General features: G+C 47.9%; 12 protein-coding genes. 2 read left to right on the forward strand and 10 right to left on the reverse strand.

Annotation, left to right across the window (positions count from 1 at the left end; translation table 11 throughout):
• Positions 1 to 12: 12 nt before the first annotated feature.
• Together M2387_RS04800 and M2387_RS04805 are read right to left on the reverse strand one after the other, a co-directional pair.
• Complete coding sequence (locus M2387_RS04800) at positions 13 to 510, reverse strand: putative pterin-binding protein (RefSeq protein WP_259047513.1); 498 nt, start codon at positions 508 to 510, stop codon at positions 13 to 15.
• 274 nt (positions 511 to 784) lie between these two features.
• Positions 785 to 1,564, reverse strand: coding sequence for an L-threonylcarbamoyladenylate synthase (locus M2387_RS04805; protein ID WP_259047515.1), 780 nt, complete (start codon positions 1,562 to 1,564; stop codon positions 785 to 787).
• Positions 1,565 to 1,807: 243 nt separating this feature from the next.
• On the opposite strand from M2387_RS04805, the gene M2387_RS04810 reads away from it, so the two are divergent.
• On the forward strand, positions 1,808 to 2,506 hold the full coding sequence (locus tag M2387_RS04810; protein WP_259047517.1) for a helix-turn-helix transcriptional regulator: 699 nt from the start codon (positions 1,808 to 1,810) through the stop codon (positions 2,504 to 2,506).
• 31 nt (positions 2,507 to 2,537) lie between these two features.
• Complete coding sequence (locus M2387_RS04815; protein ID WP_259047519.1) at positions 2,538 to 3,449, forward strand: pyridoxal-phosphate dependent enzyme; 912 nt, start codon at positions 2,538 to 2,540, stop codon at positions 3,447 to 3,449.
• Positions 3,450 to 4,800: 1,351 nt separating this feature from the next.
• Here the strand turns inward: M2387_RS04815 and M2387_RS04820 are convergent.
• From M2387_RS04820 to nfsB, 8 genes are all read right to left on the reverse strand, one after another.
• The gene (locus M2387_RS04820; RefSeq protein WP_259047520.1) at positions 4,801 to 5,163 is read right to left on the reverse strand and encodes a hypothetical protein; all 363 of its coding nucleotides are present in this window, start codon (positions 5,161 to 5,163) and stop codon (positions 4,801 to 4,803) included.
• A 357-nt stretch (positions 5,164 to 5,520) separates the two neighbouring features.
• Entirely contained in the window at positions 5,521 to 6,027 is a 507-nt protein-coding gene (locus tag M2387_RS04825) for a DUF2247 family protein (protein ID WP_259047521.1), read from the reverse strand.
• A gap of 4 nt (positions 6,028 to 6,031) precedes the next feature.
• A complete protein-coding gene (locus M2387_RS04830) occupies positions 6,032 to 6,613 on the reverse strand; it encodes a DUF637 domain-containing protein (RefSeq protein WP_310572755.1) in 582 nt (193 codons plus the stop codon).
• A gap of 36 nt (positions 6,614 to 6,649) precedes the next feature.
• Positions 6,650 to 7,501 carry a cell envelope integrity TolA family protein gene (locus M2387_RS04835; RefSeq protein ID WP_259047525.1) on the reverse strand — a complete coding sequence of 284 codons (852 nt, stop codon included), beginning with the start codon at positions 7,499 to 7,501 and terminating at the stop codon, positions 6,650 to 6,652.
• Between the two features lie 6 nt (positions 7,502 to 7,507).
• The gene (locus M2387_RS04840; RefSeq protein ID WP_259047527.1) at positions 7,508 to 10,186 is read right to left on the reverse strand and encodes a TonB-dependent receptor; all 2,679 of its coding nucleotides are present in this window, start codon (positions 10,184 to 10,186) and stop codon (positions 7,508 to 7,510) included.
• 122 nt (positions 10,187 to 10,308) lie between these two features.
• On the reverse strand, positions 10,309 to 11,283 hold the full coding sequence (locus M2387_RS04845; RefSeq protein WP_259047529.1) for a FecR family protein: 975 nt from the start codon (positions 11,281 to 11,283) through the stop codon (positions 10,309 to 10,311).
• A gap of 75 nt (positions 11,284 to 11,358) precedes the next feature.
• Complete coding sequence (locus M2387_RS04850) at positions 11,359 to 11,853, reverse strand: RNA polymerase sigma factor (protein ID WP_259047531.1); 495 nt, start codon at positions 11,851 to 11,853, stop codon at positions 11,359 to 11,361.
• A 365-nt stretch (positions 11,854 to 12,218) separates the two neighbouring features.
• A complete protein-coding gene (gene nfsB / locus M2387_RS04855; protein ID WP_259047532.1) occupies positions 12,219 to 12,872 on the reverse strand; it encodes an oxygen-insensitive NAD(P)H nitroreductase in 654 nt (217 codons plus the stop codon).
• Positions 12,873 to 12,966 lie beyond the last annotated feature (94 nt).

The raw sequence follows: 12,966 nt of genomic DNA on the forward strand, positions 1-12,966 counted from the left end.
TTTTCTGATCCCTTACTCAACATCCATTCCACTGACCTGCCAGGCTGACCTTGAATAATAAACATGATTATTCAGTTCAGGCTTGCTGTCATAGGGATAAACTACAAACAACGGGCCTTTATCGCGGATACGCATATATTTCCCGTTGATTTTTAAAGCAAGGATAACGTTGTATTTTTTAAAATCACTGAGGGGGATTTCAGTGGTGTAGTCATCGAGCGCAGTAACCTTAACGACAGAACCTTTCGCCCCGACATAATCCATAAGCTTTTGCAGAGGAATACCTTCAAAGGTCGTGATGCGGCCATTATACCAGGGAGAAATGGTCTGAAAGCTGACCATACCTAGTTTTTCAAGGCTTGAAAGATCAAAAATGGCTTTTCCAGCTTCATTGGTATTTTCGATATTACCAGACAGCGTTAAAATGATTTTACCAGCAGGTCTTGACAGTTTATCTGCCCAGACAGGTGTGGAGAGCGCAAAGCTTAACATCATGATAATTAAACGCATTATGAACTCGTATGTTAGCTGAATGTTAAATAATTATAAGAGATACAGCCTAGCACAAAGTTGCCTGTCAGTTTAGGTTATGCTCAGTGTAGTAACAGTACCTGCTAACATTCCTCGCAGTAACTGCGTTATATAGAATAAATAGGGTGCAGGGATTATTTTTTATAGAAGTAGAATTCTGTGACTGACTGACTGACGCAAAAAAGGGAGCCTGTAGCTCCCTGTCTGAATGACTCTATCGCGTTCTGTCCCGAATTCTTTGCATCCGGCGAAATTAGTAGTAGTCGCCATGACGGTAATCCCACGAATTAAAGTGCTCCGCCATCAGGTTGACAATACGGTCAACGTCCAGACCTTTACGGATTAATACCGGACAGGGCGTGACCTTGCGTTCTCCGTGCTGTTCAGGCACCAGCTGTCCCTGGTTATCGACCATCGATACCATCACGCCCTGCTCGTAACGTGCTTCTTCACTTTTCCCCGCCTGGATCGAACTGACATAATCATTGGCAGAGATGATTAAATCAGCCCGCTGTTCAATGCGCTCGCCAATATTTTCTACCCGGCCACGGTTACCTTTACCTGAAGGGTTTGCGGAGCTGGCAAAGGAGAACTTGCCCTCTTCTTCCCACAGGGTTTTCGCCAGCATCTCACCCGGTTTACCAAACTTAATCACAAAGCAGCTGGTCTGACGTCCATCCATCATCAGCTCTTTTAACCCGTCATCCGGTAAGGCATCCAGCGCCTGTTGCTGCCAGGGCAGGATACAGCCCAGCAAAATATCGGCATCCCAGTGAGCCTGATAAAATGCGGTAATTTCCGGGGTCAGCTGTGCCAGTTGTTTTAACTGTTCCATACTGCCGCACAATACCACTCCGGGTTTATTACGTTTACGCTGCTTGGCTTCGAACTTGCGCTCCAGCCCCTGTTTATCCGAGGTCATAATGATATAGCCCACTTTTGTCGGACAGACAATCATCCCGCCTTCTGCCGATAAAATAGTCATGGCTTCTGGCTGTACCGCACCATTCCATGTGATTGTTTTGTTGTTCATGCTGTTACCTTTAGGCGGTGAGGAAGTGGTTTCAGCATGCCGAGTTGTGTTGTCGGGCGCAATCAATCCGGCCGTTCAGGCCTGATTGTGCCGCTGTTGGAACAATACGCTACCAGCATTATTCAATCTTCGATGACATTGCAAGTTGATCAACAAAATGTTGATCACATCTTCTACTGATGCTATTTTTCTACAAAATGTAGAGGTAATCCTGTTCCGGGGTTATGGAATAAGGTTAAAAACATGTCTCAGTTAACTGAACATCAGCACCTTGATGAATTAATGGTCATGCTGTCAGCCGCAGTACGGGTGATAGGCAGCGTCGTCTCCTGTCAGACGGAAGTGGTTCTGCACGATCTCCGAGCGCCGGAATATTCGATTGCGGAAATAGCCAATGCGGGGGTGACAGGGCGTAAAAAGGGGGACTCGGTACTGGCGGGCATGCGCACGGACAAAGCCTTTATCAGTGCCATGTCGCGACGAAATGAGCCTGTTTCATTACTGCTGGACTACGTCACTTATAGTCGTGAAGGCAAGCCGCTTCGCAGCAGTACCGCAATTTATCGCGATCGCCATCACCAGCCTTTCGCCGCTTTATGTATCAATGTCGATAACACGGGAATTGAAGAGGCACTACGTGTGCTGAACTCACTGGCAGGGATAGTTGCACCTGAGCACAATCCTGGACCACCAGAGCCTGCGGCAGAAAATAGTCATACCAGTATTGAAGATTTGATGCATGAAATCATCAGTACTACCGATATGTCAGGCGCTAAAGGTAACCGGGCAGAGACCAAACGGACAAATTTGCTCGCGGTAAAAAACATGCAGGAAAAAGGTATTTTTCTGATTAAAGGCGGAGTCGAGAAAGCGGCAACCGCCCTCGGAGTCACACGCTATACCATCTATAACTATCTCGATGAACTCAACAATGAACCCTGAACAGGGTAGTAACCCAGAGGAAATTACGCGCATGGCACTGAGTATTAACACCCCGCTGTTGGAATCCCTGGCGCTCAGTCAGTTAAACCGCACCCGCGTCTGGTTAAAAATGGAAGCCTTGCAACCTTCAGGCTCATTTAAAATGCGCGGTATCGGCCATGCCTGTGAAACTCATGTTGCTCGTGGTGCCCGACGTTTAATCTCCTCATCAGGCGGTAATGCCGGTCTGGCAGTCGCTTATGCCGGACGTAAACTGGGCGTTCCGGTGGTGGTAGTTGTTCCTGAAACTACCTCAGAACGTGCCCGTCATTTACTGGCACTGGAAGGTGCCGAAGTCAGAGTACAGGGAAAGTCCTGGGCGGAAGCCAATGAGCTGGCGCTATCGTTACTGACCGAGCAGGACGCCTTTATTCATCCCTTTGACGACCCTCTGTTATGGGAAGGACATGCCTCAATGATTGATGAGGTGATAGAGGCAGGTCTCCGTCCTGATGCCGTCGTACTCTCCGTAGGCGGTGGCGGGCTATTGTCGGGCGTTGACGAAGGGCTGCTACGCTATGGTCTGAATAATGTCCCCATTTTTACGGTTGAAACAGAGGGTATGGCTTCTTATCGCGCCGCGCTGGAAGCGGGAAAACCGGTCACGCTCCCTGCCCTGTCGGGTATTGCCACAACGCTGGGCGCACGTCAGGTCTGTCAGCGGGCTTATGATGTGATTCAGAATCGCCAGGTGTTCCCATATACCGTCACGGACAGTGAAGCGGTTAATGCCTGCCTGCGTTTTCTTGATGACCAGCGCGTGCTGGTTGAGCCAGCATGTGGCGCCGCGCTGGCGTTGCTCTATCAGCAACAGCCTGCGCTTGCTGAATACCGGAATGTGCTGGTGATTGTCTGCGGAGGATCAACCGCAACGACCTCTTTCTTACAGACATTTGAGGGGTAATATTCTTACCCGATGCAGATCGATGACGCCCTGAGAAGATAAGACTCTCAGGGTGTTTGACTTGGCCACTTTATAGTGGCTGTATCGCCCTGCGGGGGGTGCGCTCTGGCAGCGTTTTTGTCAGGGTAAAAGGCACTGGTGCAGACTACCCTCTATTTTAAACACTATTTGCTTAATCCGCTGCCATCCGATTCAAAGGCAATAATCAAACCAACGACCATAGAGACTCCCCAGACGACCTGGGAGAGAGTATGTATCCACACATTGCTCTCTGAATATATCAAACTGGCCAACTGAATAATTATAAGCAATGTACACATGAGAATTATCCGGCCTCCTGTGCGTTTTTTTTGTGCCGGAGACATTCTTTTCACCGCGGGATAATTTGCAACCTTACGCCTTATAAAACTCCACACCACGACTTCCTTTTAATGCCAAATAATGGAACAACCTGCATTATAGTGGCAAAAATAGCGTTTTGCTCAACCTGCAACTTTGCGGCAGGTCAATTTAATGGGGATCATCCAGTTGCCAGACAAACACCGGACTCTCTTTTGCCTGCGCATCAGATTCAATCATCAATCGCCAGAACGGATCCCAGCTCTGCGAAAATCACCAGAACTTCAGACTTTTCGCTATCATTCTTGACTGGTCTTACCTTATTATCTGTACAGACATAATTACTGCCTCTGTAAGTATTAATTATTGTCTGCCGGGCAGGCCCAAAACTGCCCGGCATCCCTTACTGCTTAATACGGCTTATTTCACATTCAGCATTCGTTCTTAACTATCACTCCGCATTTAAAAACCTTCACCCGTTTGAGAACCCTCGCCGCAAGGGCGTAAACCAGCGCGAGCCAGTGCAGCTGTCCAGGCGTGAGCGGGAAATTTTTTCTGGTCAAATGGAGCTTGCGAAATGGCTGGAAACAAATTTATTGCGAAAGGCGTGCCGTCCCTGGACAGCCAGACGGATTGTGCTTGTCTCAGCCCAGGCGAAGAGACTTAAACGGCAAAGAGGTATACGAGGAGGAATGAGCAGGGTTCAGCTGCAACGTCGTGATGCGGCACGAGAAACGGCGTTGCCCTTTACATCCCGGCGAGTGTTTTTTTCGGTGGGATGCAATGAGCGCAGGCCACGGCGCGGTAAAGCGGCGCATTAGGATAGAATGCTGCAAGCAGGGATAGAAACCATCTGATTCAGAGAGAATAAGGCATGGAAAAACGGCTCCGGAGAGCAGTTCACGACTGATTGGGTTACTACGGCCTAATTGGTAGCGTTAATTCCGACTACAATTGATGTTGACATACACAATCATATAGAAATTAAAACCGTTTTGTTCGAGATGATTTGTTAAGATATATCAATGAGTTCAAGCAATTGTAGGTCGGATAAAATATCTGTTTTGTCGTCTTCCGTGACATTCTCAAGCATATTACTCAGATTATTTATGGATAAGATTTTTGAAATTTTTTCTTTATGGTAGTTCACCGTTTTTTGGCTACCTCTTCCAGCCATAAAAATAAGTGTAAACAGCTCGAGCATAAGATCTTCTACGGGTTCAGAATATGCACCCTCCCATGCTTCATATGCAAATGTCTGATCAGAACCCTCAGGCATAACATATTGAGGATCATTTTTTAAATTTCCAATAACATGCCTACAATAAGAGTAGCTAGAATAGGAAAAACCACTCCTGGCTTCATCATAACTCATTATGCTCATTGTTATTTTATTTCCCCTAGTATGAGACGGATATCGTCATTATCTAAAATATCAACTTTAACTCTTGGATATCTACTCTGGAATTGTTGAACAACTCACAGGTAACTATCACAAGCAGATTTTTCGGGGAATATAGTAACTGAACATTTTTCAGAGTAGTTAGCACCTGATTAACCAGCCAAGTTATCCAGCATTTAAATAACCATAACACCGAGCTTTTATCTATAAATATACAACATAGCCCACGTTCCACCTAGATTCATTTATCATTGTTAGGCTATTAGCTCATTTTATAGAATGGAGATAACTTAACTCAATCACTTCGTCATCCCCAGCCTCAAAAAAACCTTAACTCTTAAATATTAAAGAACTCCTATCTAAATATTTTTTCCAATGATTAATTAAATGATTGATATTCTCTTCCTTAGTATGAGCCAATGAATTATGTCCATCAGTAACCGGCATATATCTGACAAAACTTTCTATTTCTGAAGGATAAGAAAAATCAGCATAAATATTTTCAACCTGAGCTAATGGTTCATTGAAATTATTACGATTATCCCACAACCAACTAAGTGTAATAAACAACCACTTCCTCTTAATCATCGATTCATCATCCAACTCACATATAGGGCATAGCTCCTTTAAAAAAGGAATCACATCAGAACAATCAGGTGGTTGGAATGACAATTCAAGTTCAGCAGTAGTATAAATACCCGTTAGCACTGTGTCTTCTGCTTTTTTTATAGGTATGCTTTGGGTTATAAACTTACATTCATAGCCCCATTTAATATCACACCATGACAGTGAAGTAATGCTGTAAATAAAGTCTGATGGTATTGGATATAAATTCATATTATTAACCTTTAACTATTTTTTGATTAGGTTGACCAGTAACGCGACCATTCTCAATAAATCGCTGATGTGTTACGCTTCCTTCTTTCTCGTATATATATTCAAATATACCTTTTTTATCATTAAAGGAACCTTCAACCTGAAGTAATTTTCTTTTTATGCCACCACCGCCTGTAATAGTGAAAACTTTTCCATCCATTAACTGCTCATAATTGAGATAACTAGAGTCTCTGAGAGAAGGATCAGGTTTTAGACCACTACCAGTACGGTTTGCTTCAAGTATTTTATTAACAACAGAAGATTTTAGTCTCTTTTCAACAAAAATAGAGGCTTTTTCAACTAGTTTACCCCCTCCTTTTGCAATACCCGCTCCCCCTGCAAAAGCGGATGGAACATCAACATTGATCACCTTATCAAAACCGGCCAGTGCCCCACCGATAGCCATGGAGGTCGCCAGCGATTTGACTGAGCTGCTGCTGCCCAGTACAGCCAGGTTTTTTGACAGGTTACTACAACGTGTGCAGACCTCATCAGTACAACGCAGGCCTGACACTCGATGAATCAAAAAGAAGAGTCTGGATAACACACAAATTCGTGGCCAGTTTTACCTGACCACTTCAGGTCACTTTTTCATAAACGCGACCGGCGCAGTTAAAGTTATCGGTTTTTTATCCGGTGGAGCCGGTAAAGGGGAAGCGCGATAAGCCAGCGCCACCACTTCTTTGTCGAGCTCCGCAAATCCCGAAGACTTTGCCAGTTCCGCTGATATGACATTACCCGTTGCGTCCAGGCTAAAGCGGACAAAAGCAATCCCCTGATGGCCTCTTAACTGAGCCGATGAAGGATAACGTTTATTTCGTTCCAGCTGCGCCATCACCCGGCTTTTCCAGGTCATCACCGCCTGGGGGGAAGCCTGAACGCCGGCAGTAGCCTGGGGGGCGGCATTTTGCGTGGACAGTGTCACCTGAGCCTTGGCCTCGGTTGCTGCCCTGGATGCCGCCTGAGCCTGAAGACGGGCGGGTGCTTCGGCCGGTTTCTCGACTTTTTTCGGTACAGGGGCAGGTTTCTTCGGTGGCGGAGGCGTTTTCTTCACCGGCGGCGGTAAAGGGATCTCTGCGGGCTGAGGCTCTTTTTCAACCACGGGCTCCACCGGCTCCTCTACCGGCGGCGGCGGTTCAGCCTCGGCCTGTTCTTCACTGGCCTGTGCCTCTGTGGTCTCAGCAGAAATATCGTTTTGTTCCGTGTTCACCGCCTGGGGGAGTTCGGCCAGCGTCACCATTAAGGCAGGAGGCGGTAACGAAATATTCTCCGCATAAGACGGGGTCCAGATTAACCAGCCGATAACGGCGCCATGCAAGGCGGCGGTACATAATACCGCCCCGCACCAGCGCCGGTATTCCATCGCTTTCGTTTCCATGGCAAGCACAGGGCGCCAGATGGCACCCTCCGCTCTTTTTTCATCCTCTGTTTGCACGTTCACTTACCAGGAAACGCTTAACGAGCCATAAAGGGTACGGCCAGGACCTGGGACATTAGACACACTGAGCGGGTCGACATAATAACGATCGGTCAGATTTTCCAGGGTCATCGACGCGGTCAGGTAGCTGTTAACTTTATAATCAGCATACAGATCAATTAAGGTATGCGGTGTCCATTTGACCTGGCTGATAAACTGACTCATACCCTGGTCAGTGACCCGGCCATGACCGATAGCACGTTTTCCGGTATAGGATACCCTTGAACCGACGGTCAGTTTGTCATCCAGTAGTGCCTGCGACAGGGTTAAATTAACCTGATATTTTGGCGGCACCTGATTCGTGGCGTAATCCCCGTACATCGACTTACTTTCACAGCCCCCCTGCTTCTGACAGAATTGGACATCCAGATAATAGTTAGCCGCCAGTTCTGCGGTAAAGCCGCTGTATTCATAGCGCGATGACCACTCAAGCCCGGAGAATTTCGCTCTGTCAATGTTATGCACCTGCATACCCGTCCAGGTTAAGTCAGGGTCAACAAATGTCCGATAAGAGCGGGAGATATAGTTTTTTACCGTCCAGTTAAAGTAGCTTAGCTTGGTCATCGCCTTATCCTGGTCGCTGAACAGTCCGCTATTGTGGTAATTCACCCCCAGTTCCCAGTTACTGGCACGCTCTGGCTCAATATCCGGGTTAGGGATAATGGTAAACGCCGCAACGGATTCAAACAGACTCGGGAAGCGCTGAACATTAGAGTAGTTAATAAACAGCTGGGTATTTTCCTGCGGAATAAAGGTCAACCCGACAGAAGGGCTGAATCCCCCTTCAGAGCGCTCAGGTCGGCTATTTCTGCTCTTACTGCTCTCTTCAGCAGGATCTCTGTCGTGAGACCAATAATGGCCATAACGCAGCCCGGTATTAACGATTAACCAGTCTGACGGCTGATATTCCGCCTTGGTAAATAACGCGCCTTCTTTGCGTTTAGCATCTCGATGGTTAAGCCAGCCGCCCACTTCCCTGGTATAAGTCGTTGGCCGGGTATTTTCTTCTTTCCAGGTTCCTCCGTAAGTCAGCCCCAGACTGCCATAATCGGTTATCCACTGGGATTTATTGGTGGCATCCCCACCCCACGACTGTGTATTAGACCCGGTTCTTTCATCCCCATAGGTATAGCTGAAGTCATTCACCGGATTACGAAGCTGCAAGTGAGTCATCCACAGATGGGTGTCGAGGTTAACCAAGGCATTGTTCGACGGTTTAACGCTATAGCCAAGGGTTGCGCTGTTAACTCGCGTTCCCGTGGTTTTGTTTTGCTGAGTTTCCTGCGTGGTATTACTCGCACGCTGGGATGCCATTAGCTCACCCGCCTCACTGTTATAGTGGGTATAGCCCAGCTGCAAACGCTGACCATCACCAAAACGATAAATCCCTTTTGCCAGCCAGCTTTCCGTTCTCAACTGGGTATTAAGGACTTCTTCTCCGGCGCGATAAATCGTTGAACCGTGATTTTCAAGATAGTTGTTATAGGCAAGATGCGGATAACAGGTGCCATTGCTGATGCAGTAGGGTTTAGTGCCGGTATCAACGATCCTCGCGCTATCCCCATTTTTACCCGCATAATAATTACCGCGATTTCGGTAAGCATAGCCTCCCAGCAGTTCAAATTGCTCACCCTTGGTCGCGGCGACCATACTGATTGAACCCTGAGTCGGTTTTAATAAATTAGGCCGTCCCATGGTGTCATCAGAGGCGATAGCGGATGAAGGCGCGGCATTGACTCCTGGGTTATTGACAATACGGTAACCGGCTTTATCTCCCGCATGGGGGGATGTGGTGTTCCCGCCGCCACCGCCTTTCAGGCGAAAACCAAAAGTATTACCTTCTTTGATAATGTCAGAAGGGTTCAGGGTTCGCATACTTACCGAACCCGCAATGCCCCCGGAAGAGACATCTGAACCTTTGGTAATATCAATACCCGCCAGCAAGTCAGGATCGACGAAGGTGCGGTTAGAGATCCCCTGATAGCCCTGATAAACCTGTGACGAGTTTTCTGCTCCATCAACTGTGGTTTGTACTCGCCCCATACCCTGCATGCCACGAATATTAAGATCGATCGACCCGGCACCATTACGCGCCTCCCCTGAAGCAACGCCAGGGGTACCACGAAAAATGTCAGCCGGACTCGAACCGCGAAAATGTTGAATATCACTGGCTGAAATATGTGCCGTCGGGGCTGGAGTCAGATAAGGGGCCTCAACCGGGTTGACGCCTGCTACTGCCGAAACCGTGATGGTATCCAGTTGCAGTGAATTATCCGCTCCCAGACTGGCACTATCAGGGGTTGCACTCAGGATAATGGTATTAGGGTCAGCATAATGCCAGCTCAGATTGCTGCCTTGTAAAAGCGTTGCCAGCGCCGCCTCTGATGTCATTTGCTCTTTTAACCCGCGCGTTGATTTACCTGCCGTCAGCTCCGGACGATAGGTCACCTGCAAACCTGACTGGCGGCCATACTCCATCAGCGCCTGGGAAAGCGACCCGGCATGAATATTAAATGTTGTGGGCTGAGCCGTGGTTGCAGCAAAGGCAACCTGTGGAATCGCAGTTATCGCAGAAGAGCTAAGGGCAAGCGTGATTAACATGCTGAGTCGTTGCCGGGCAACGTTATTACTTAACTTCATCATTTTCCCTATTTATTTTTATGTTTTATTCGCAGGTGTCAGGCCAGTTAATTCTGACCTGAATGCCACATCTGCGTATTAAGACGAACAAGGGGGAAAATTTTTTGCGAAAAAAGAAAAATATTTTATGCGGCGGTAATTACCGTCAACCACGGGGACAATTGATGGACGTTTCCACCATAGGGACGTACAGCGGCTTTCAGAGCATCAAGAGGGTTATTCAGATGATAAAGCCCGTTAACACGCTGGGCGGCAAGCTGGGAACTGGTAATCAACACTTTGCCTGGCTGCCAGCGCGCAATCCGGGATATCACCGCTTCGAGAGGCTCGTTATCCGCCACCACCATTCCGTCGCGCCATGCCGCGACTTGCCCGGTATCACTCTGGCCCCGAGTAATCTCATCATTCCGGAGATTCAGTTTCAACCAGTCGCCCGCCGTTAAGCTGTCATAGCGCGTTTCTGTACGCGCAACCTCGAGACTACCCGCCCCCGCCTGAGTACGAATAAAATCGGCATCACGACTGATATCAAACCGCCCACCGGTGGTCCGGATATTAAGTTCTCCGGCATTAATCCTGAGTGGTAAAGCGTTATCTGGAGAGACCTCAAAATAAGCCAGCCCCGTCAGCAGTTCGACCTGCCGTTCCTGTTCGGTCACCCGGCAATTTATTGCGCTATCCGGCCCGAGCAGAATACGGGTCCCCGTTCCAAACGGAATTTCCCGGGTCTGTGCGGTAGTGGTGGTAAAATCCGCCCCCGCCTTTAACAGAAGCTGAGGCCCAAAAGCAGTACTGACACCCACGGCCGCAAGCGCCGCGGCACTGCCCCAGAGGATCTGGCGACGAGAGAATCTGCGTGACGCAAGCGGGGTGACTTGAGTTGATACCAATGATAGTGGCGCAGGGGATGCCAGTGCTTCACCGGCGAGCTGATGAATATCCAGTATCTCCGCCCACATTGCGGCATGCTGCGGGCTCTGACTTTTCCACTGTTCAACCGCCGCAATAACCGCCGGGTCATGTTGCCCGGTCTGCCAGAGGATCATCAAGTCGACGGCTTGCTGAAATAGCGCGTCGTCCTGTGGTTTGTCTTCGGTCATGGATGATAACGTCCTGTAAAACTACCACTTGTAATAATTTTTCTCACCCTACCATAGCCTGAAAATTCATGCTGCTTAATCATCACCCAGACTCTCGCGCAAGTGACTATAAGCCTGACGGATTAATGTCCAGCAGCGGGAGACAGTGATATCCATCTCCTCTGCCACGGCATTCAGCGTCATATTACCCATACGGTGGAGCTCAAATGCCCGCCGGGTTTCTGAAGGCAGCTGCGCCAGAGCCTGGTTTACGATCTCCAGTCTTTGCTGACCGTTTACAATGCGATGCGGCCCCGGCGTCCCTTCCACGGCGTTGAGATCCTCATCATTAATAGGCTCCGGTTTACCCAGACAGCGATCGCGACGATAGAAATCAACCGACAGATTTCGCGCGACCTGAAATAGATAGGCTCGGGGATTAACTGAGTTCTCAGCTGAAGATGAAGACAAGACCCGGACAAATACATCCTGAGTCAGATCGGAAGCCGCATCAGCATTGTGTCCCTGTCGTCGCAGAAAACGTTCGATTTCCCGGGCATGAGAGACAAAAAGTGATTTGATATCCCGCATCACTCAGCCTCAATGATAGTTAACTCAAAAGCCAAAGTAGCTGAGCAGCAATGTGCCGGGTTCTGGCCTGCCGCGAACTCACGATACGTCATTGAATGAATACCCAGAAGCACAGACCCTACCCCGCCAGGTTAACTGACCTGATAATGAGTCAAGAGAAAATGATGTTAATGAAAATAGTAATAATTAACATTCTCATTTTCAAGCATTCAATTTAATAACCTGAGATTTAATCAATCAAGAGGAAATAAACGGCTAAAGACAGGATTAATTGCAGGGAAATGAGAGAGATAGATATGAAGGGATAACAGCGTAAGACCTTTATGCCAGTCAGTTACTTAGTCGTTTCTGACTGGCGGGTGCGGTTAAATTTCGCTCAAAGTGATACTCAGAGGTAAGCGTGATTTTGGTAACGCGGCATTAAAGTCATTTTCACTGCGATAGCCGATAGCCACAATGACAACGCTGGTAAACCCTTTTTCGCGTAAGCCAAATTCGCTATCCAGAATTCGCGCATCGAAGCCTTCAATCGGAACCGCATCGATCCCCAGTGATGCAACACCCAGCAGGAAGTTACCCACATTGAGATAAACTTGCTTTTCCATCCAGTGCTGCGCATCTTTATAATCAAAACGATGCATATTGGCGAAGAAGCTACGGCCTTTATGCTGACCTGCCATCACTTCATCGTTCACAAAACGATGATCGGACTGCTCTTGCTGTAACACAACATTCAGATACTCTTCATCGAGCGTCGTTTTGGCGCAAAATACCACGACATGAGAAGCATTAAGGACTTTAGGTTCGTTAAAGCTATAGGCACCTGAAGTCGCCCTGGCGATACGCGCTTTACCTTCATCAGTACCTGCCAGGATAAAATGCCATGGCTGTAAGTTGGTACTGGACGGGCTTAAGCGTAATAATTGCTTCACCTTTTCAACTTGCTCAGCGGGGATTTTCTTGCTGTTATCGAAAACCTTGGTGGTGTAGCGCGAGTTAGCAACATCAATAATGGTCATGCTGGTGTCCTTAAAGGGTTCAAGCAAACAAAATGATTCGTCTGGCAGCGCATTTATTCCGTGCTGTCAGAAAACAGGTCAATGACCATAGAAT

Origin of the sequence: Klebsiella sp. BIGb0407 (assembly GCF_024807845.1) — a bacterium.
Lineage (GTDB): Bacteria > Pseudomonadota > Gammaproteobacteria > Enterobacterales > Enterobacteriaceae > JGM124.

What these genes read in the sequence shown, in the direction of transcription:
- M2387_RS04800 (WP_259047513.1), bottom strand. Translation starts at nt 510, where the DNA reads ATGCGTTTAATTATCATGATGTTAAGCTTTGCGCTCTCCACACCTGTC.
- M2387_RS04805 (WP_259047515.1), bottom strand. Translation starts at nt 1,564, where the DNA reads ATGAACAACAAAACAATCACATGGAATGGTGCGGTACAGCCAGAAGCC.
- M2387_RS04810 (WP_259047517.1), top strand. Translation starts at nt 1,808, where the DNA reads ATGTCTCAGTTAACTGAACATCAGCACCTTGATGAATTAATGGTCATG.
- M2387_RS04815 (WP_259047519.1), top strand. Translation starts at nt 2,538, where the DNA reads ATGGCACTGAGTATTAACACCCCGCTGTTGGAATCCCTGGCGCTCAGT.
- M2387_RS04820 (WP_259047520.1), bottom strand. Translation starts at nt 5,163, where the DNA reads ATGAGTTATGATGAAGCCAGGAGTGGTTTTTCCTATTCTAGCTACTCT.
- M2387_RS04825 (WP_259047521.1), bottom strand. Translation starts at nt 6,027, where the DNA reads ATGAATTTATATCCAATACCATCAGACTTTATTTACAGCATTACTTCA.
- M2387_RS04840 (WP_259047527.1), bottom strand. Translation starts at nt 10,186, where the DNA reads ATGATGAAGTTAAGTAATAACGTTGCCCGGCAACGACTCAGCATGTTA.
- M2387_RS04845 (WP_259047529.1), bottom strand. Translation starts at nt 11,283, where the DNA reads ATGACCGAAGACAAACCACAGGACGACGCGCTATTTCAGCAAGCCGTC.
- M2387_RS04850 (WP_259047531.1), bottom strand. Translation starts at nt 11,853, where the DNA reads ATGCGGGATATCAAATCACTTTTTGTCTCTCATGCCCGGGAAATCGAA.
- nfsB (WP_259047532.1), bottom strand. Translation starts at nt 12,872, where the DNA reads ATGACCATTATTGATGTTGCTAACTCGCGCTACACCACCAAGGTTTTC.